The organism is Natronolimnohabitans sp. A-GB9, from assembly GCF_030848565.1.
Classification (GTDB): Archaea; Halobacteriota; Halobacteria; order Halobacteriales; family Natrialbaceae; genus Natronolimnohabitans.
On the sequence record NZ_JAVDDV010000003.1, the window covers coordinates 293,572 to 311,856 of the forward strand.

At 62.8% G+C, this 18,285-nt stretch carries 20 protein-coding genes; 12 read left to right on the forward strand and 8 right to left on the reverse strand.

Annotated elements, in window-relative coordinates:
• Positions 1-96: 96 nt before the first annotated feature.
• On the reverse strand, positions 97-519 hold the full coding sequence (locus RBH26_RS06445; protein WP_306757321.1) for a hypothetical protein: 423 nt from the start codon (positions 517-519) through the stop codon (positions 97-99).
• The gene (locus RBH26_RS06450) at positions 519-743 is read right to left on the reverse strand and encodes a hypothetical protein (protein ID WP_306757322.1); all 225 of its coding nucleotides are present in this window, start codon (positions 741-743) and stop codon (positions 519-521) included. Before RBH26_RS06450 ends, RBH26_RS06445 begins: the two co-directional genes overlap by 1 nt.
• Positions 744-927: 184 nt before the next feature.
• Here RBH26_RS06450 and RBH26_RS06455 point away from each other — a divergent pair, with 184 nt between their 5' ends.
• From RBH26_RS06455 to RBH26_RS06480, 6 genes are all read left to right on the forward strand, one after another.
• Entirely contained in the window at positions 928-1,185 is a 258-nt protein-coding gene (locus RBH26_RS06455; RefSeq protein WP_306757323.1) for a helix-turn-helix domain-containing protein, read from the forward strand.
• Between the two features lie 213 nt (positions 1,186-1,398).
• On the forward strand, positions 1,399-2,382 hold the full coding sequence (locus RBH26_RS06460; RefSeq protein WP_306757325.1) for a ribose 1,5-bisphosphate isomerase: 984 nt from the start codon (positions 1,399-1,401) through the stop codon (positions 2,380-2,382).
• A gap of 126 nt (positions 2,383-2,508) precedes the next feature.
• The gene (locus RBH26_RS06465) at positions 2,509-3,330 is read left to right on the forward strand and encodes a DUF63 family protein (RefSeq protein ID WP_306757327.1); all 822 of its coding nucleotides are present in this window, start codon (positions 2,509-2,511) and stop codon (positions 3,328-3,330) included.
• Positions 3,331-3,368: 38 nt separating this feature from the next.
• Positions 3,369-4,256 carry a PfkB family carbohydrate kinase gene (locus RBH26_RS06470; RefSeq protein ID WP_306757328.1) on the forward strand — a complete coding sequence of 296 codons (888 nt, stop codon included), beginning with the start codon at positions 3,369-3,371 and terminating at the stop codon, positions 4,254-4,256.
• 134 nt (positions 4,257-4,390) lie between these two features.
• Positions 4,391-4,696, forward strand: a complete 306-nt coding sequence (locus RBH26_RS06475; RefSeq protein WP_306757330.1) for a HalOD1 output domain-containing protein — start codon at positions 4,391-4,393, stop codon at positions 4,694-4,696.
• A 120-nt stretch (positions 4,697-4,816) separates the two neighbouring features.
• Positions 4,817-5,593, forward strand: coding sequence for a nucleoside phosphorylase (locus RBH26_RS06480; RefSeq protein WP_306757331.1), 777 nt, complete (start codon positions 4,817-4,819; stop codon positions 5,591-5,593).
• A gap of 93 nt (positions 5,594-5,686) precedes the next feature.
• Here RBH26_RS06480 and RBH26_RS06485 read toward each other — a convergent pair whose 3' ends face one another.
• The gene (locus RBH26_RS06485; protein ID WP_306757333.1) at positions 5,687-6,496 is read right to left on the reverse strand and encodes a creatininase family protein; all 810 of its coding nucleotides are present in this window, start codon (positions 6,494-6,496) and stop codon (positions 5,687-5,689) included.
• 152 nt (positions 6,497-6,648) lie between these two features.
• Here RBH26_RS06485 and nikR point away from each other — a divergent pair, with 152 nt between their 5' ends.
• The 3 genes from nikR to RBH26_RS06500 all read left to right on the forward strand — a co-directional run bounded on the left by nikR (position 6,649) and on the right by RBH26_RS06500 (position 8,287).
• Positions 6,649-7,077: a nickel-responsive transcriptional regulator NikR gene (gene nikR, locus RBH26_RS06490; protein ID WP_306757334.1), complete on the forward strand. Its 429-nt coding sequence runs from the start codon at positions 6,649-6,651 to the stop codon at positions 7,075-7,077.
• A gap of 211 nt (positions 7,078-7,288) precedes the next feature.
• The gene (locus RBH26_RS06495; protein WP_306757335.1) at positions 7,289-7,660 is read left to right on the forward strand and encodes a cupin domain-containing protein; all 372 of its coding nucleotides are present in this window, start codon (positions 7,289-7,291) and stop codon (positions 7,658-7,660) included.
• 174 nt (positions 7,661-7,834) lie between these two features.
• Positions 7,835-8,287 (forward strand): hypothetical protein, encoded by a 453-nt coding sequence (locus RBH26_RS06500; RefSeq protein WP_306757387.1) that lies wholly within the window; start codon positions 7,835-7,837, stop codon positions 8,285-8,287.
• 34 nt (positions 8,288-8,321) lie between these two features.
• Here RBH26_RS06500 and RBH26_RS06505 read toward each other — a convergent pair whose 3' ends face one another.
• A complete protein-coding gene (locus RBH26_RS06505; RefSeq protein ID WP_306757336.1) occupies positions 8,322-9,206 on the reverse strand; it encodes a DUF4382 domain-containing protein in 885 nt (294 codons plus the stop codon).
• A 182-nt stretch (positions 9,207-9,388) separates the two neighbouring features.
• Between RBH26_RS06505 and RBH26_RS06510 the strand changes: the two genes are divergently transcribed.
• A complete protein-coding gene (locus tag RBH26_RS06510) occupies positions 9,389-10,540 on the forward strand; it encodes an acyl-CoA dehydrogenase (protein WP_306757337.1) in 1,152 nt (383 codons plus the stop codon).
• A gap of 70 nt (positions 10,541-10,610) precedes the next feature.
• Here the strand turns inward: RBH26_RS06510 and RBH26_RS06515 are convergent, their stop codons facing one another.
• Together RBH26_RS06515 and RBH26_RS06520 are read right to left on the reverse strand one after the other, a co-directional pair.
• Positions 10,611-11,183 carry a HalX domain-containing protein gene (locus tag RBH26_RS06515; protein WP_306757338.1) on the reverse strand — a complete coding sequence of 191 codons (573 nt, stop codon included), beginning with the start codon at positions 11,181-11,183 and terminating at the stop codon, positions 10,611-10,613.
• Between the two features lie 143 nt (positions 11,184-11,326).
• Positions 11,327-13,300, reverse strand: coding sequence for a 3-hydroxyacyl-CoA dehydrogenase/enoyl-CoA hydratase family protein (locus RBH26_RS06520; protein ID WP_306757339.1), 1,974 nt, complete (start codon positions 13,298-13,300; stop codon positions 11,327-11,329).
• Positions 13,301-13,415: 115 nt separating this feature from the next.
• On the opposite strand from RBH26_RS06520, the gene RBH26_RS06525 reads away from it, so the two are divergent.
• Positions 13,416-14,615, forward strand: a complete 1,200-nt coding sequence (locus RBH26_RS06525; protein ID WP_306757340.1) for an acyl-CoA dehydrogenase family protein — start codon at positions 13,416-13,418, stop codon at positions 14,613-14,615.
• A gap of 417 nt (positions 14,616-15,032) precedes the next feature.
• On the opposite strand, the gene ggt is transcribed toward RBH26_RS06525, so the two are convergent.
• Positions 15,033-16,895: a gamma-glutamyltransferase gene (gene ggt / locus RBH26_RS06530; RefSeq protein WP_306757341.1), complete on the reverse strand. Its 1,863-nt coding sequence runs from the start codon at positions 16,893-16,895 to the stop codon at positions 15,033-15,035.
• Between the two features lie 174 nt (positions 16,896-17,069).
• On the opposite strand from ggt, the gene RBH26_RS06535 reads away from it, so the two are divergent.
• The gene (locus RBH26_RS06535) at positions 17,070-17,822 is read left to right on the forward strand and encodes a helix-turn-helix domain-containing protein (RefSeq protein ID WP_306757342.1); all 753 of its coding nucleotides are present in this window, start codon (positions 17,070-17,072) and stop codon (positions 17,820-17,822) included.
• Positions 17,823-17,859: 37 nt separating this feature from the next.
• On the opposite strand, the gene RBH26_RS06540 is transcribed toward RBH26_RS06535, so the two are convergent.
• Positions 17,860-18,192 (reverse strand): DUF4870 domain-containing protein, encoded by a 333-nt coding sequence (locus RBH26_RS06540; RefSeq protein WP_306757343.1) that lies wholly within the window; start codon positions 18,190-18,192, stop codon positions 17,860-17,862.
• Between the last annotated feature and the right edge of the window lie 93 nt (positions 18,193-18,285).

The window sequence follows — 18,285 nt, forward strand, 5'->3', positions numbered from 1 at the left end:
GTAGCCGACGCCGTCGATCCGGTATTCTGTATAGTTCTCACCATCGTCCGTTCGAACGATTCGAGCGGTCACGCGGGTGTCACTCGTCTCCATCATTCACCTCTGCTCGTTGTGCTCCTCTTCCAGCTCATCAAGCAGATCTTCGGCGTCTGCCAGAACGTGACGGGTGTGCTCGAAGTCTGAACACCCCAGGCCGCTCCCGACAGTATCGTCTTCGATGGCTCTCCCCAAGCTGAGGAACGACGCATGGATGAACCGAACGAGGTTGAAAAGACGTGTCTTCGGGCTTTGGTTGTCAAGGACACCGATCCGTTCGAGGTCATCACTCACGCGCTCGAGGTACTCATCGGACCGAGCAACCAGTAGCCAGAACTCATCTTCAACGTCTTCGCCGTGCTCAATACCGTCGCTGATTCGGTGAGCGTGCGGGGCGACCTCTTCAGTGAAGAACGACTGGGTGTTGATGGATATCTCTCGTCTGGCGATATACTCCCAGTTCGGCCCGTTGTCGCCAGACATCAGGCGGACACCCTCGTTTCGATGGTACGTGCGAGCGGCTCGACCGGGTCCTCGTCAACGGAGTGCCCATCTAGATCGAACTGCTGGACGAGCCCCCCGTTCTGAACGACAAGAATGGTGTGAGACGCTTCTTCGGTGTCCTCGCCCAGTACGATGTGGTCTGGGCGAACACCACTTCGCTTGCGAGCGATGCCTTCAATTGAGTTGGTGTTTGAGTTCTTCATGCTTCGTCTGGTTGGCGAAGCGCGGTCGAGCGTGCTCCAACACGCCCCGGCCAACTTCTGACCGGTGTTCCACGCTGCTCATCCTCATTTCTAGCCCCTGTTCACTTAAGAGTTACTTCGTAACATCTAATCAAACATCTTTAGTAACTTACCTTGAGGGTTCTCCCGAAACTGTAAGTAAAACATGAGCGTATTTGCAGGCATAATGGTCAATGAGGAATTCGAACCCGATGAACGTCAAGAAGCCATCCTAGATGTTCTCAAAGAGGGGCGAGATGAAGGATGTCCATGGGGTTACGCGAACCCGAAACGACTCGAAGAGAGAATTGATACACGGAGGCAGTACATTAACCGTGCGCTGAAGGGATTAGTTGACGCAGGGTGGATAGAGAAAGTAAACCGTGGACTCTACCGATTCGTTGCCGATCCGCGCGAGGACTGAGAGGTTTCTATAATCCCAACCGGTATCTATCCTCTCATTAACTTCGAAAATTAGCAAGTAAGAAAACTGAGCGCAAGAATTAAAGAATTAGTTCATTATAGTGACAGACACCTGTTGGCTATTGAGTACCTAGTTTGAACGCCGACTGATTCTCGGGCCGAGCCACTGAATGAAACCGCCGTATTTTCAACTACTGCTATGCAAGGTACTCTCATGGATGACCGTGGGCCAGACGTCGATTCGGCCGTCACGTCGACTGCCGAGCGGATCGCCGCGATGGAAGTCCGTGGCGCGGCGGCGATCGCCGACGCAGCCGCCGAGGCGCTCGCGACCCAGGCCAGGGAATCCGACGCGGACCGGCCAGAGGCGTTTACGCGTGAGCTCCGCGAGGCCGCACGCACCCTCTACGAAACCCGCCCGACCGCGGTGAGCCTGCCGAACGCCCTCCGATACGTCCTCCGCGGAATGGATGGTGACACCGTCGCGGAGCTGCGTGCGGCGACGATCGCCCGTGCCGAGGCGTTCCAACACGATCTGGCACACGCCCAGACGGAACTGGGTGCGATCGGGGCCAACCGGCTGCGCGACGGCGACGTCGTGATGACACACTGCCACTCGACTGACGCGTTAGCCTGCGTCGAGGCCGCCCTCGAGGACGGCAAAGAACTCGAGGCGATCGTCAAAGAGACCCGGCCCCGAAAACAGGGCCACATCACGGCCCAGCAGTTACGGGAGTGGGACGTCCCGGTGACGTTGATCGTCGACAACGCGGCGCGGCGCTACCTCGATCGAGCCGACCACGTCCTGGTCGGCGCCGACAGCATCGCCGCCGACGGCAGTGTGATCAACAAGATCGGGACCAGCGGGCTGGCGGTGTCCGCCCGCGAGCGCGGCGTTCCGGTGATGGTCGCCGCCCAGACGATCAAGCTCCACCCGGATACGATGACCGGCCACACCGTCGAGATCGAGATGCGAGACGAACGCGAGGTACTCGAGGACGACCACCGAGCCGAGATCACTGGCGATGGCGACGGTGACAGTGACGGACTCACCGTCGAAAACCCCGCGTTCGACGTCACACCGCCGCGGTACGTCGACGCGATCGTCACCGAACACGGCCAGTTCCCGCCCGAGAGTATCGTGACGCTGATGCGCGAGCTGTTCGGCGAGACGACTGGCGAGCCGTGGGAGCCGTAGCTCGAGACGCCTGGATCTCGAGGTCGAGAGGAACGAGCCAGCCGCTGGCGATCGACGGTACCCGTCACTGGATCGGATCAATAGCAATCGGAAACTGTTAGTCGCTGGTAAGTGCCACGTACTGGTATGGTGTTACCCGAGGGGTTCGTCCTTCCGCCGTGGTATCTCCTCGTCCCGATTATCGTGGTACTTGCGGGGGTCGTCGCACTGCTTTGGGCGCTCGAGCCGCCGGTGGCCGACCGGACGGTTCTCGCGTTCGCGCCGTGGATGATGTTCGGTTCGGCCCTGCACGTACTCCACCGACTCGAGGCCTACCCCGACACGGTCGAGGTGTTGTTCGCCACACCGACCGTCTATCTGGTGACGGCGATCGTCGCGGGGATCGCCTGGATTATCGGAAGCGTCCTCTATGCCGGTGGGCTCCAGCCGACGATCGAGCGGTTCGTCGGTATCTCCGGGACCGCCTTCTTCGCGGTCTTCGCGATGATCGTCCTCAACGTCGGCTGGGCCGACGGGACGTTCAGTCTGTTCTGGCCGGTTATCGCGGTCGTCGGCGCCGGGATCGTCACCGCACTCGCCTGGCTCGTGCTCGGGCTCTGGTTTACCGACGTCGCTGCAGTGACCGGCTACACTGGTGCGCTCGTCGTCTTCGGACACACGCTCGACGGCGTCTCGACGGCGATCGGCTACGACGTTCTCGGTGCCGGCGAGGAGGTCCCGCTCTCGCGGCTCATCCTGGAGACGGCCGGCGACCTGCCGACCGCCGAGTACATCGGCGCTGGCTGGCTGTTCATCCTGGTGAAGGTCGCACTCTCGCTTGTGATCCTTGGACTGTTCAAGGAGTACGTCGAGGAACGGCCCCAGCAGGCGCGGGTGTTGCTGGCAGCGATCGCCGCGGTCGGATTCGGGCCGGGCGTTCACAACGTCTTGCTGTTTATCGCCACCTAGATTTTTTTCGGACGGTCACGTCTTCCTTGTCGTATCGAATGGCCCCCACCGTACTCACTGCCGGGCACGTCAACTGGGACGTGACACTTCGCGTCGATCGGCTCCCCGTCGCCGACGGCGAGGCGACGATCCGTTCTCAACGCCAGTCCGGCGGCGGCAGTGCCGCCAACGTCGCCACCGCACTCGCCGGCCTCGAGGTCGACACCGGCCTGATCGGGAGCGTCGGCGACGACGACAACGGCCTGCTCGCCCGACGCAGCCTCGAGGAGGCCGGTGTCTCGGTGACGGGCGTCCGCGTCATCGAGGACGCCGAGACGGCCGTCAAGTACCTGCTGGTCGACGACGGCGGCGAGGTGTCGATTCTCGGTAACGACGGCGTCAACGAGGCCGTTCGGCCGGAGGACCTCGATCCGGATCGCATCCGATCGGCCGAGCACGTCCACCTCACGAGTCAGCGCCCCGACACCGCCGCCGCGATCGCACGAATCGCGACCGAGGCCGGCGTCACCGTCAGTTTCGATCCCGGACGGCGTTTCGGTGACCGCGAGTACGGCGAGACCCTCTCGAGGGCCGATATTCTCTTCGTTACCGAACGGGAGGCGACGGCACTGGCCGACGAGTCGGGCGCCAGCCGACGCCCGGACGATCAGCTCGTCGTCGTCACCTCCGGCGCCGACGGTGCCGAGATCCAAGCCGGCGACGAGACCTACACCCACGACGGCTTCGACATCGACCCCGTCGATACCGCCGGTGCCGGTGACGCGTTCGCGGCGGGCTTTCTCGCGGTCCGACTCGAGGGCGGCGACGTCGACCGAGCCCTCGAGTACGCGAACGCCTGTGGCGCCTTGACGGCGAGTCGGGAAGGGGCACGCAGCGCACCGACGGCGACCGTGGTCGAACGCTTTCTCGGCGATCGAGACGGTTAAAAACGTTTGGGACGGCGAGTTCGACTCGTCCCGGCGTCGTCTGGTGGTTCTCACCGGGTGGTGTCTGACGGTAGTTATATGGGCGGAGACGTTGGCCACTCGAATAGAAAGTCACGGAGACGTGACGGAGAGACATGACGGAACGAAGGATCAGCGAGTCCCCAGGATGCGAGTTCGAACGGCGTATCCAGTACGAACGAGCCACGGACGAACCGCCGAGTATCGCCACCGCAATGGCGCTGGCACAGTACTTCGACGACGACGTCGAAGCCACCAGCGTACGGCTGTACGATTACGTCGATCCGGACGCACTCGACGCCCTGTTTGCGGAGACCAACAGGGGAGCGAGTCGCACGACGGGAACCGTCGAGTTCCAGGTCGAAGACGCGACCGTCCGAGTTACGCCCGATCGTGTAGAGGTGAGTCCGAACAACGGCTGATTCTGTCGGACGGAACGATACTCGGCACGAGGGTGGGCCGAGACCGGTCGCAGATCGCCCGACGGACGTTCGGGACCCGTCCTCGAATCTTTTTTCTCGCCGCCAGGGAAAGCGAGAGGTATGGCAACCCAACCGCATCTGTTAGTCGACGAGGGCGACCTGACCGACCGCGCGCTCATTCCGGGCGATCCTGGCCGGGTCGACCGCATCGCCAGTCACTGTGACGAGAGCGAAACGGTCGCCGAGAACCGCGAGTACAAGGTGGTCAACGCCACCTACGAGGGCCAGGAGCTGACGATCTGTTCGACCGGGATCGGCTGTCCGTCCGCGGCCATCGCCATCGAAGAACTCGCAAACGTCGGCGTCGAGACGTTCATCCGCGTCGGGACGACCGGCGCCCTCCAGTCGGAGATCGAGATCGGCGACATGGTCGTCGCCACCGGTGCCGCGAAAAACGAGGGGACCTCGAAACGATACGAGGCCGTCGAGTACCCTGCCGTTCCGGACTACGACGTGCTGTCGGCGCTGGTCGACGCCGCGGAGGCGCACGCGGCCCAACGGGTCGCGGATAGTGCGAACGGTGAAACCGTGAGCGGAGACGAGGAGGTCCACGTCGGTCCGATCGCCTCCGACGATGCCTACTACGCCGAGTCCGGGGATACCGTCACCGACTGGGAGACTGCCGGTCTGCTTGCCGTCGAGATGGAAGCCGCCGCCGTCTTCTCGCTGGCCCGGCGCAAAGGACTGCGCGCCGGCGCGATCTGTACCGTCGACGGCAACCTCGTCGAGGGCACCCAGAAGGGGACCGACACCGAGGACGACGAACTCCCCGAGAAGGCAAAGAACAACGTCGGCCGCGCCATCGACATCGCACTCGAGGCCGCCGTCGAACTGTAGGTCGACAGTTCTGTCGCAATCGACGTTCCGACTCTCGATTTCTGTGCCGTCGGTGCTTCCTCGAGCGTGGACGGGGACCACGCCGAGGCGGTCTCATCGCGAGCCGGCGGTCTCTCGTTCGCTCCCGGGTTGGGGATCCAGATGCGAAGCGGGCATGAGCTCTTCGAACGGCCGTTCGTCGAGCCACTCGAGGAGGGCGACGAGCTGTTCGGTCGCCGCCTCGAACAGCTCCGCACCGATCTCGGGTGTCGCGTCGGTCTGGTCCCCGAAGACGCCGTTGGGACTGTTCTCGATCGAGTCGTAGAACGTCGTCGCGCCGTGGACCCGTTCGGCGTCGTAGTCGAAGGTCGCGCCGCCGTCACGGGCCTCCTCGAGGCGGTCCTCCCGGACGAGTTCCTCGGCGATGTGCATGATCATCGCGGTCTCCTTGGGTCCGCCGTGGGGGCCGGGGGTATCGAAGTGGTCCTCGATCAACTGGGGGATCGATTCGTCCCACATCCACTCGATCGCAAACGCGGTTTCGTCCCGGTGGAGCCGACGGCCGACCTCCCGGAGATGATCGACGTTGCCGCCGTGGGCGTTGACGTAGACGATGCGGTCGATGCCGTGATACGTGAGATTCCGCGAGAGGCTCTCGACGTAGTCCCGGAACACCGACGGCTCGACCCACATCGTTCCGTGGAACTGTCGGTGATGAGAGCTGACACCGATCGGAATCGGCGGGGTACAGAGGAAGCCGCTCCGTTCGGTGGCCTCGCGAGCGAGCGCCTCGGCGATCATGTGATCGGTCCCTTCGGGGAGATGAGGGCCGTGTTGTTCCGTACTGCCGAGCGGAACAACGGCGAGGGAGTCGCTCGCGACGTACTCACCGAGTTCCGGCCAGGTATGGTCTGGAAGGTACATACACACTGCTCACGGTGAAGCGGGAAAACAGTGGCTACCGTCCTCGACGTGACTATTTCGCCACTCCCACCACGGAGACGATTACTATCGATACCGGCTCGAGACGCGGCTCTATGATAACTCTTAATAGATTATCGACGCTGAGTTATTATATGGCAGTCGTAAGCGTCTCGATGCCGGATGAACTCCTCGAACGACTCGATCAGTTCGCGGACGAACACGGCTACACCGGTCGTAGCGAAGTCGTCCGGGAAGCTTCCCGGAACTTACTCGGTGAGTTCGAAGACACCCGCCTCGAGGACCGAGACCTGATGGGAATCGTCACTGTTCTGTTCGATTACGAGACCACAAGTGTCGAAGAGCGGATGATGCACCTGCGCCACGAACACGAGGACCTCGTGGCCTCGAACTTCCACAGCCACGTCGGCGACCACTACTGCATGGAACTGTTCGTCCTGGAGGGTGAACTCGAGGACATCTCGACGTTCGTCGGGAAGATCCGTGCGACCCAGGATGCGCTGACAGTCGACTACTCGGTGATCCCGGTCGACGACTTCAATCCGATCGCTCAGGACCACTGATACGGACCGTTGGAGATCGGTTTCCCCGCGGTCGTACCGATGGTGACGTACAGCCGTCGGTATACCGCTCCGAAAGCGGCGTTCTCACTGTCGGGGAAGTACCACAGGTGTTTTTTCGTGTTCGACCGACCGTGCTGACGAGCAATGTGAAGCGGTTCGTTGCGCTCCACCGATCAGTATCGTTTACTGGATGCCCGTCGAAGACAGTGACATGAGCTACCGGAAAGTCAACTACGAGGAGGTCGAGCAGGTTTCTAGCGCGATGCACTTCCTTTCGGACCCACTCGAGACCGAGCAGGTCGGAGTGACGGTCGCGCGGTGTGACCCGGGCTGGAACAGCAAGCCACACGATCACACCGACAACGACCACGAGGAGGTCTACGTGCTGATCGAAGGACAGGCGACGGTGGTCGTCGACGACGATCCGGTCGAGATGGAGACCGGAGACGCGCTGTGGATCCCGCCGGAGTCGACCCGCCAGATCCGCAACGGAGACGAAGAGAGTGCGTTCGTCCTCGTCAGCGCGCCGAGCATCGGCGACGACGAGGGCGACGAGTGGTTGCTCTCCGGATTCGCCGGCTAGTACCGTTCCACCCTCGGCTGCTGGGTGAACGCAGCCGACAGCCATCGATTGCACCCAGCAGTGCAGGCGTGGACCGCCACTGGACGATCCGGACGTGCGTCGAAACGTACGTTCACTGACTGTTGTCCGACAGTATTACTGTCCGGCGGCCGTCGAACCGATCGGTGAGCGTTCATCTACTCGAAACATCACGCCCTTCTCTCGCTCGTTGTCGCCGGCGTTCTCGTTTCCGTTCTCCCACCCGTTACCGTTGCCGGCCACACCGTTCCCGCCGTCGCCCTCGTCGTCTACGGCACTGCAGTCGGCGTTCTCGTCGACCTCGATCACTTCCTCATCGCCCGTCTCGAGACCGGAAACTGGGATGCCGTCCGGTTCTGTCTCGCTAACCCAGCGGCAGTCGTCGTCGACCAGCGACGGATCTTCGATCGCGGCGACGTCGGCGCCCTCTCGCGACTGTTGAGTCATCTTCTCATCGTCGGCATCGTCGTCCCAGCCGTCGCACTCTCGAGTCCCCCGCTTGCGATCCTCACCGGCGGAGTGCTCTACGTCCACCTCGTCAGTGACGTCGCCTGGGACATCAGGCGACTGGATCGGGCCGCCGATGTCTCCGTAGACGAGGTCATATAGGGGCCCGACAGCCTGTTGCTATCGAGTTCCGGGCCTACGATTCGTCGTCAGTCGCCGAGCTCTCGTCGGCGTCGTCGTCCCCGTCGTCACCGTCATTGTCGTCGCCAGCGTCGCTATCGTCCTCCTCGCTGGCTTCGTCGGCCTCGTCGTCTTCGTCGGCCGGAACCTCCTCGACAGCGACGTCCTCGCCCGCGACGCCGCTTTCCGAGATCACGGGCGTCAAGTTGTAGTCGTTGCCCTGTCCACGTTTGACCACGTTGATGTCGAACACGAAACTGACGGGCTCGTCGCCCTCGATCTCGAAGGAGTGTGTAATCTGGAGTTTCTCGCTGGGAACCTTCACGTTCGCCTCCTTGCCGTCGACGATCCCCTCGACGTCTTCGACGTGGAGTTCGATCTTCTCGTAGGTCCCCGGCGACAGTTCCCCGTCGAAGACGGGCGTCGCTTTGTCGCCGATCACGGTCGTGAGGTCGACCGTCGCCCCCTCGAGATCGAGGACGTAGAATCCACGTCGGCGATCGATCCCGTCGTTTGCCCCGTCGCCCGGTTCGGGGACGTCTTCGTCGTCCGATTCGGGGTCGGCGTCGCTATCGTGCTCACCGTCAGCATCGTCGGTATCCGGCTCGCTTGATTCGCCGTCGAAGACGCGAGCGGAATCGAAGCTGACGTCCAGTCGATCGAAGTCACCGATGTCGGCCGGCATGTCGCTGATGAGCAGTCGGAAGTTCCCGTCGGCGGTCGAACCCGTCTGTGTCTCCTCGTCCGTGGGTTCGCCGTCGGTCGATCCGTTCTCCGATACACAACCGGCAACCGCCATCGCACTCAGGCCGCTCCCAGCGGCGAGAAACGTTCGCCGGCCGACGTCGTCCAGGAGGTCAGTGGTCCGCTCGTAATCGCCGTTGGTCTCTCGGTTTGTCATACTCGCTGCGTCGAACTCGAGTCACAAAACAACCGAACGTCGTTTTGAGTATTCAGAACCGTTTATAACTGTTTCAGTAGCGACTGTCACGGCTGATTACCGGGACATGACGACAGGAGACCGTATCAGTGCTTGCACAGTTGCCCCGCGGCTATATCCACCGTGCCACCGTATGCCAGTACATGGAACTGCTCGACGACAGCATCGTTCCGGAACACGCCCGCGACATCAAGTCCGAAGCCCGGGAGTTCGCACGCGAACACATCGAACCGAACGCACAGGAGTACTTCCAGGCCGGGGAGTACCCCGAGGAGATCCTCGAGGCGGGCCGTGAAGCCAACCTCGTCGCCCAGGACATCCCGGAGGAGTGGGGCGGTCGCGGACTGGACCTTCCGCAGTTGCTCGCGCTCACCGAGGAGTTCTACCGGGCGGACGCGGGTATCGCGCTGACGCTTCAGTTGGCCAGTTTCGGCTGTGAGATGACCTACGAGTACGGAACCGACGAGCAGTGCGAGGAGTACATTCGACCGGTCGCAGAAGGCGAGATGCGCTCGGGACTGGCCGTCTCGGAACCGGACACCGGCAGCGACCTCACGGGGATGGAGACGACGGCGGAGAAAGACGGCGACGAATACGTCCTCGACGGCGAGAAGTACTGGATCGGCAACGGCGTCGAGGCCGACTGGATCACCCTCTATGCGCGAACCGACGACGACGAGACCAACCGCTATGGCAACCACTCGTTGTTTATCGTCCCGACCGACACCGACGGCTACGAGGCCGAACACATCCCCGAGAAGATGGCGATGCGCGCCTCAAAGCAGGCCCACATCGAACTCGAGAACTGCCGAATTCCCGAAAAGAATCTGATCGGTGCGGAGGGGGCCGGCTTCTGGATGCTCGCGGAGTTCTTCAATCACGGCCGCGTCGCCGTTGCTGGCCACGGGCTGGGGCTTTCGGCTGCGGCCATCGAGACGACCTGGGAGTTCGTCCACGACCGCGAGGAGTTCGGCCGAACGATAAACGAGTTTCAGGCCGTCCAACACGGGCTCGCGGACATGCTCCTGGATTTCGAACGCGCCCGAGCGCTCACGTGGCGAGCCTGCGAAAAGGTTGCAAACGGCGAGAACGACGGCTACTGGGCAGCGCTGGCGAAGACGTGTGCGACGGAGGCGGCCGTCGACGTCTCCGAGCAGGGGATGCAGTTCCACGGCGGCCGGTCGGTGCTCGACGAACGACGGATCGCTCGCGTCTACCGTGACGCTCGCGTTCCGGTCATCTACGAAGGTGCAAACGAGATCCAGCGGAACCTGATCTACGGGCAGGCGCCGTAAGCGATCTGCTGACGACGACTCGTCGAAAGCGCTAAACAGATCGCCTCGAGTTCGACAGTGTGTCTCGCGGTCAGTTCGTGGACTGCAGATCCTGAAACGCTCCGACGAACTCCTCGTGTGTCGAGAGGTCGGCGACCTGCTCGTCGACACAGGTCTCGAGTTCGCTGATGCGATCACGGAGGTCCAGATACTCCTCGTTGTCCGCGAGTTCGCGGTCAGTCTTTTCGGATTCCAACAGCGCCTTCTTCGAGACGAGCGCGTAGTACTCGCGGATGTCCGACTCGTACGCCGATCTGGCGGCGACGTCGTCGACGATGTCGACGAGTTCGTCCTTCGAGACCGGCTTGACCAGGTAATCGTCGAACCCCATCTCGATGATATCGAAGTCGGGGTCGACCGCCGTCACCATCACGATCCGCGAGTCGTACCCCAGCTCGCGGATTCGCTCGAGGACCTCGTCGCCGGACAGCCCCGGCATCCGGCGATCGAGCAACACGACGTCGACCGAATCGGACATCTTCTCGAGGGCCTCTCGACCGTCGTAGGCCGTCTCGACGGCCCACTCTCCTCGAAGCCACGCCGCGAAGAGATCCGCGAGACGCGTCTCGTCGTCGACGACGAGTACTTCGCGGTCGTCACCCATCGGTCGCCCCCTCCGTTCTTTTCATCGTTACAGCCACGGATCAGCAATGGTGCTTCCGGATGATAAATCTCGCGCCCACCATTATTTACTAACAGTATAGTAAATAACACGATCAGATCGGATAGCGGTCGCCGATCGAGCGACTACGTTCCTTCGAACTCCGGTTCGTCGTCACCCATGAAGGCCGTGATCCCCTCCATGAGGTCGTCGGTCGCCATCAGTTGGCCGAAAGCAGAGGCCTCGTACTCGAGGCCAGCGTCGGTATCGTCGCGGCCGGCGAGCATCGCGCGTTTGGTGTATCGGTGGGCGATCGGCGGACCGCCGGCGAGGTCGGCCGCGAGCTCGAGTGCGCGATCCTCGAGTTCGTCGTTGTCGACGACCTCGTTGACGAAGCCGTACTCCGCCATGGTCTCGGCGTCGAAGCGGTCGGCCGTGAGGATGATCTCTTTTGCGCGACCTTCGCCGACGATGTTCGGCAGTCGCTGGGTGCCGCCCCAGCCGGGGATGAGACCGAGGTCGAGTTCGGGCTGGCCGAACTCGGAGCGTTCGCTGGCGATACGGAGGTCGGCACACATCGACAGCTCCATCCCGCCACCGAGACAGTAGCCGTCGATACCGGCGACGACCGGCATCTCGCAGGCTTCGAGCTTCCCGAAGACCGTCTGACCGGTCTTCGAGAGCTCCGTCGCCTCGATCGGATCGGCGCCGCCCGCGGCCATGCTCTGGATGTCCGCGCCCGCGGAGAACGCTTTCTCCCCGGCACCCGTAAGCAGGATCGACCGAACCTCGTCGTCCGCTTCGAGGAGGTCGATCGCCTCGGAGAGTTCCGCAAGCAGCTGGCTGCTGATCGTGTTCATCCGGTGGGGGCGGTCGACGACGATGTGGCCGACCATCTCATCGGGGTACTCGATGCGGATCGCCTCGAACTCGGTCGCCCCTTCGTCGGCGTCGGTCTCGTAGAAGCCGCCTTCCTCGGCGCGCTCTTCGAGGTAGTCTGCGGGTTCGTAGCGCTCGTGGCCCGTTTCCTCGTAGGCTTCTTCGAGGGTCTCGAGGGCGTCTTCGATGCCGAACTCGTCGACCAGCTTGACGGGGCCGTCGGGGAAACCGGCGCCGAGTTTGGTCGCCTCGTCGATCGATTCCGGCGGGGCGACGTCGTTGCCGATCAGTTTGGCCACCTCGTTGGCCATCGAGGCGACGAGGCGCCGCTCGACGAGTTCGGACTGTTCGTCGGAGGGGATCTGGGCGCCGTCCCCGTCCTCGTAGTCGTAAAAGCCCTTCCCGGTCTTCTTGCCGAGCTCTTCGTTCTCGACTTTCTCCTCGAGGAGCGGACACGGCTCGTAGGCGTCGCCCAGCACCTCGTGCATGTACTCGAGGACGTGGTAGCTGACGTCGTTGCCGACCTGGTCGCCGAGTTCGAAACTGCCCATCGGCAGTCCCATGCCGTATTTCGTCGTCGAGTCGACTGCGGCGATCGTCGCCTCGTCCTCGTGGACGAGCCAGCAGGCCTCGTTCATGAGTGGAACGAGTACGCGATTGACGATGAACCCGGGCGAGTCCTTGTGGACACGGACGGGCGTCTTGCCGACGTCCTCAGCGAGGGCTTCGATTACCTCGAGGGTCTCCTCGTCGGTTTCGGCGCCCGAGATGACCTCGACGAGATCCATCCGGACCGGCGGGTTGAAAAAGTGCATCCCGCAGAACTGGCCGGGACGCTCGGTGACGTCGGCGAGCTCCGAGATCGAGAGACTCGAGGTATTGGTCGCGAAGATCGCCCGATCGGGGGCGACGTCCTCGAGTTCAGTATAGACGTCTTTCTTGATCTCCATCTGCTCGGGAACGGCCTCGATGACGACGTCGGCGTCGCCACAGGCCTCCCCCATGTCGACGAACGGTGTCACACGCTCGAGGGCGGCGTCAGCTTCCTCCTCGGAGAGCTGGTCGTTCTCGGCGAGTTTGTTCAGCGACCACTCGATCTGTTCGTAGCCGTTCTGGACGAACTCCTCTTTGATATCGCGCATGTTGACGTCGTAGCCGGCCATCGCGACGACCTCCGCGATACCGTGGCCCATGTTTCCTGCGCCGAGAACTGCGACGGTGTTGATATCTTCCAGTTCCATGATTACAGTACCAATGGGAACGGGTTTGAACGTTTCCCTCGCGGAACATGAAACTGGAGTTCCGTTTACTTCAGGTTACAAACTTCTTTATCGCTGGGGGTCGCAACTCGTTCCCATGGAATTCGGTCTCACCGACGAGCAAGCGCAAATCCGTGACGAGGTCGCCCGGTTCGCCGAGAACGAAATCGTTCCGGTCGCCGAAGAGTACGACACGGAAGAGAAGTACCCACACGACGTCGTCGACAAAGCCGCCGAGATGGGACTGACCGGCCCGTACATTCCGATCGAGTACGGCGGCGCTGGCTACTCCATCCTCGATACCGCGATCATCACCGAGGAGTTGTTCTCCTACGACCCAGGAATCGCGCTCTCGATCGTCTCGGCGTCGTTCGGCTGTGAGGCGATCATGAACTTCGGGACCGAAGACCAGAAAGAGCGGTTCCTCGAGCCAGTCGCACTCGGCGAGAAGGTCTCCGGTGCCGCGATCTCCGAACCCGACACTGGATCGGACGTCTCCTCGGTCTCGACGCGTGCCGAGAAACGCGAGGCCCAAGACGGCGCGGAACTGAGCGGCGCAGCCGCGGAGAAAGACGGCGACGAATGGGTGATAAACGGCACCAAGATGTGGATCACCAACGGGACCGTCGCCGACTTCCTCGTCGTGCTCTGTGAGACGAATCCCGACGCCGAGGGCCGCTACAACGGCTTCAGCCAGATCATCGTCGAGACCGACCGCGACGGCGTCAACACGGAGAAGATCACCGGCAAGCTCGGGATCCGCGCTTCCGACACCGCCGAAGTCGTCTTCGACGACGTCCGCGTCCCCGAGGAGAACCTCGTCGGTACCAGAGACGCCGCGTTCATGCAACAGATGCAGTTCTTCGACGAGACCCGCACCGCAGTCGCCGCACAGGGCGTCGGCATCGCAAAGGGCGCGACGCGTGCCGCCCTCGAGTACGCCCAGGACCGCGAACAGTTCGGCCAGTCGATCAGCGAGTTCCAGGCCATCCAGCACAAACTCGCCGACATGGAGACTCGGACCGAAGCCGCCCGTAACCTGACCTACAAGGCCGCCTGGAACGTCGACCAGGGCAAGGACATCACGAAGCTCGCCTCGATGGCCAAGGAGTACGCCTCGCGTGTGGCCGTCGACGTCGCCGACGAGGCCGTCCAGATCCACGGCGGCGCCGGCTACGTCAACGACTTCCCCGTCGAGCGGCTCTACCGCGACGCCAAGATCACGCAGATCTACGAGGGCACCACCGAGATCCAGAAGAACATCATCGCTCGCGAGATGCTCGGCAAGGGCTTCTAATACTGCCGGACAACACGATGCACACACCGATCGCACTCGAGACGCGATTGGGTGGGTAGTGACTGTTGTCAGGTAGTATAACCACCGCTTGTCCAGCTGAGGCATAGCCGACCCTCGCTTTGCTTTCCGTTTTCGTTCTGTTCGGGCACTCGACTCGCAGCCGTGTGGATCGACGGTGTCGTGTCTCATCGGTAGAACGGCTATAGTAGCCACTGCAAGTCATTGCACACCTGATCGCCAGACGGATCGGCGATCAGTGTGTAAACCGTTGCAGTTGTTACTATAGAAATCGCCGAGTCGTCCCTCGATCGTCGGAGCGGCTATCGAGGTGATGTACGGTTCCCGAGCGGAAATTCGGTGGGACGTGTCGGGTTCACAACACCGGCGACGTACCGGTTTCCACCGGGCGCGTCGCTCTCAGTCGGACCGGCCGCGTCCCTGGCCGGCGCCGCGAGCCCGGTCGAGACCGCCGCGGTCGTAGCCGACAGCCTGACCGTCGCGGCTGGGGTCGGCGGCACCGACCAGTTCGTCGTCCTCGACGCCGATGGCCTGGACGTTGCCGATGGTGCTGGGTGATTCGTCCAGATCGTGGCCCCAGTCTGCGAGTGTCTCTCGAGTCTCGGTTGGGACGCCTTCTTCCCACTCGACGCCGCCGAAGTGGTGCGTGTACACCTGCGGCTCGGTGATCGAACCGAGCGGGTCGAGGTCGTAGACGTACCGGTGGAGGATGGTCTGGAACGTCGCACTGACGATCGCCCAGCCGCCCGGCGAGCCCGCCGTAAACTCCGGCGTCCCGTCGCGCATCACCATCATCGGACTCATACTCGAGAGCGGGCGCTTCCAGGCGTCGGGCTCGTTCGGTCCGCCCGGCTCCGCGTCGAAGTCCGTGAGTTCGTTGTTGAGCAGGAATCCGCGCCCAGGGACCATCTTGCCCGAGCCCATGAACTGCTCGATAGTCGAGGTGTACGAGACGGCGTTGCCCCACTTGTCGATCACGGAGAAATGGGTGGTTTCACCGGCACCACGTCCGTCCGGCGTTGGGTCACCCGGCGGCATGGTCCCATCGTCGGGGAAGACCGTGTCGCCGAACTCGATCTCGTCGGCGCGCGACTGGAGGTAGTCGTCCGAGAGCAGTTCGTCGACTGGCACGTCGACGAACTCGTCGTCGCCCATGTACTCCATCCGATCGGCCCAACAGGAGTACAGCGACTCCGCGATCAGGTGGTACTTTTCGGCCGAACGGACGTCGTACTCGTCGACGTCGAGGAACTCGAGCACCCGAAGGACCATCGCCGCGACCGTCGGTCCGGAGCTTGGCATCGGCTGACCGACGAGTTCGACGTCGTACCACTCCTTGCGGACCGGCTCGTCGAGCGTCACGTCGTAGTCGGCGAGGTCGCGTTCGTCGACGACCTGATCGGGATCCCGAGCGTAGGACGCGATCGTCTCGGCGACGTCCTCGGCGACCGGCCCCTCGTAGAAGCCCTCGGCGCCCTCGCGTCTGATGATCTCCAGGGTGTCCGCGAGGTCCGGGTTCGTCATCGTGTCCCCCTCCTCGTAGAGGTTCCCCTGGGCGTCGCTGTAGGCCCCGAGGGCCGCGTCGTTGAACTTGTTCGTGTTCTCGTGGATCTGCTCGGCGAGGAACCAGTCGACCGTGAACCCGCGGCGTGCGAGGTCGATCGCCGGGTTGATCAGCCGCTGGCGGGACCTGGTCCCGAACAGTTCGCGGGCGGTTTCGAGGCCGGCCACGGTACCGGGTGTCCCCATCGCCTCTCCGGTCTGGATGTCCTGGTCGTACTCCCCCTCGTGGCGGTAGAGGTCCGGCGTTGCAGTCTGAGAAGCACGTTCTCGGCTGTTGACCACTTCGACCGAGTCGGACTCAGCGTCGTAGATGACCATGAAGCCACCTCCGCCGATGCCCGAGCCGTGAGGCTGGGTGACGGTCAGGACGTACTGGATCGCGATCGCCGCGTCGATGGCGTTCCCGCCCTCACGTAGGACCCGCGCGGCGACGCCACCGGCGATCGGATCGACCGTCGAGATCATCCCGTCGGCGGCTCGCACCTGCCGACCGCAGGTGAACTGCGGGTGGTCGCAACTGAAGCCGGAGACGTCGGTGACGTCCTGGTACTCCGGCCCGGCAACCGCCGGCGTCGATCCGATCGCCAGCGCGCTGGCACTCGCTCCGGTCAACGCGAGGAACCGACGGCGATTGAGATCGGATCTAGTCGCGTCGCTTCCGTCTCGTTTCTCTTTCGATGGGTTGTATTTTCTTCCCATACCAACAAATAAAGTATTGATAGCCTGTAATGAGCGTCTCGTCTGACATCACGTACTGAAAACGAAACGATAGCGAATCGACAGATCGGACCGTTCGAGATCGTTCTCGTAGTGACTACTGTTCGTGATGCGATAACCGGGACTCCTATTCAGGACGGCCACGTCGACGCTAGTATGAGAAAGTTCGTCTTCGCCCTCGAGTACGAAGCCGGGACGAACCCGGTCGCCGACGTCCTCGCCGACTACCCCGAGGCGTCGATCCGCTCGCTGTCGTGTCACGTCACCAGCGACAGCCTCTGGCGGGTCGATCACGCGGAGGGGCCGGCGGAAGCACTGGAAGCCCTCGAGGAGGCCTACGAGACCAGCGAGTTCTTCGCGGACTGTCTGGTCAAGGACGACTGCGGCGCGGATTGCGAGGTGCAGGTACTGGACCGATCGAGCGACACCCTGGTGGTCTATACCTACTGGGACCGCACCGACGTTTGTACGTCGGTCCCCCACGTCGCGCTCGAGTACCTCGGCGAGGGGCTGCTGTTCGAGACCTACCGCGAGGGCCGGCGCTACCGCTGGCGAATCGTGCTGGGAAACGACGCGCCGATTCACGACTTTTTCGACGCGCTGGGTCAAGAGGTCGGCGACTGTACGGGGATGGAGATGTTGCGACTGACGGAACTCGATCCCGATCACGGTGACGTCGACGTTGGTCCTGAGACCTCGTTGCCGAGCGAACAACGAGAGGCGCTTCACGCGGCCGTCGAACACGGCTACTACGAAACGCCGCGGCAGATCGAACTCGGCGACCTCGCCGACGACCTCGGCGTGCCGCGATCGACGCTCTCCTATCGGCTCCGCCGGGCCGAGGAGAGCCTCGCGACGGCGTTCGTCGCGGAAGACGACTCGATCGAGGCACTCGCTGCGGAACGCTGAACTGTCGAGTGTGGTTGAACAGGAAGCAACTGACAGACTACAGGAAACGGCCGACGACGTCGATTGCGCCGGGGTATCGCCACACCGAACCGGAGATCGCCCTCAGGGTGGCGACGACAGCGTACGCGAACGTGGCGAACACCGCGACCATAGTTGCGAGCAACGCGAGTAAGCCGACGACTGTAAACACCGTATCGACCGGTGACGGGAGCAGTGATAGTTCGGTTGCTGCTCCGCCGACGGTGATCTCGTCAGCACCGAGAAGGACCGTTGTGGCTGTAAGAATCACCAACGCAACCACAGTGACGTGCCAGTTGAGGGCGTGGCGGGCGTTCTCCCGGGTGAACTCGTCGTCCGAAACGGCGTACACGACGGCGGGACCGACGAAGGCAGTGAAAAGCGCCAACGGGTGGACGAGAACGCCGGTGACCGTTCGTTCGTTCGTAAGGGTGTTCAGGGCCAG

What these genes read in the sequence shown, in the direction of transcription:
- RBH26_RS06525 (WP_306757340.1), top strand. Translation starts at nt 13,416, where the DNA reads ATGGAATTCGGTCTCACCGACGAGCAAGCGCAAATCCGTGACGAGGTC.
- nikR (WP_306757334.1), top strand. Translation starts at nt 6,649, where the DNA reads ATGGCAGTCGTAAGCGTCTCGATGCCGGATGAACTCCTCGAACGACTC.
- RBH26_RS06480 (WP_306757331.1), top strand. Translation starts at nt 4,817, where the DNA reads ATGGCAACCCAACCGCATCTGTTAGTCGACGAGGGCGACCTGACCGAC.
- RBH26_RS06505 (WP_306757336.1), bottom strand. Translation starts at nt 9,206, where the DNA reads ATGACAAACCGAGAGACCAACGGCGATTACGAGCGGACCACTGACCTC.
- RBH26_RS06520 (WP_306757339.1), bottom strand. Translation starts at nt 13,300, where the DNA reads ATGGAACTGGAAGATATCAACACCGTCGCAGTTCTCGGCGCAGGAAAC.
- ggt (WP_306757341.1), bottom strand. Translation starts at nt 16,895, where the DNA reads ATGGGAAGAAAATACAACCCATCGAAAGAGAAACGAGACGGAAGCGAC.
- RBH26_RS06475 (WP_306757330.1), top strand. Translation starts at nt 4,391, where the DNA reads ATGACGGAACGAAGGATCAGCGAGTCCCCAGGATGCGAGTTCGAACGG.
- RBH26_RS06485 (WP_306757333.1), bottom strand. Translation starts at nt 6,496, where the DNA reads ATGTACCTTCCAGACCATACCTGGCCGGAACTCGGTGAGTACGTCGCG.
- RBH26_RS06535 (WP_306757342.1), top strand. Translation starts at nt 17,070, where the DNA reads ATGAGAAAGTTCGTCTTCGCCCTCGAGTACGAAGCCGGGACGAACCCG.
- RBH26_RS06455 (WP_306757323.1), top strand. Translation starts at nt 928, where the DNA reads ATGAGCGTATTTGCAGGCATAATGGTCAATGAGGAATTCGAACCCGAT.
- RBH26_RS06470 (WP_306757328.1), top strand. Translation starts at nt 3,369, where the DNA reads ATGGCCCCCACCGTACTCACTGCCGGGCACGTCAACTGGGACGTGACA.
- RBH26_RS06460 (WP_306757325.1), top strand. Translation starts at nt 1,399, where the DNA reads ATGGATGACCGTGGGCCAGACGTCGATTCGGCCGTCACGTCGACTGCC.
- RBH26_RS06450 (WP_306757322.1), bottom strand. Translation starts at nt 743, where the DNA reads ATGAAGAACTCAAACACCAACTCAATTGAAGGCATCGCTCGCAAGCGA.
- RBH26_RS06445 (WP_306757321.1), bottom strand. Translation starts at nt 519, where the DNA reads ATGTCTGGCGACAACGGGCCGAACTGGGAGTATATCGCCAGACGAGAG.
- RBH26_RS06510 (WP_306757337.1), top strand. Translation starts at nt 9,389, where the DNA reads ATGGAACTGCTCGACGACAGCATCGTTCCGGAACACGCCCGCGACATC.
- RBH26_RS06495 (WP_306757335.1), top strand. Translation starts at nt 7,289, where the DNA reads ATGAGCTACCGGAAAGTCAACTACGAGGAGGTCGAGCAGGTTTCTAGC.
- RBH26_RS06465 (WP_306757327.1), top strand. Translation starts at nt 2,509, where the DNA reads ATGGTGTTACCCGAGGGGTTCGTCCTTCCGCCGTGGTATCTCCTCGTC.
- RBH26_RS06515 (WP_306757338.1), bottom strand. Translation starts at nt 11,183, where the DNA reads ATGGGTGACGACCGCGAAGTACTCGTCGTCGACGACGAGACGCGTCTC.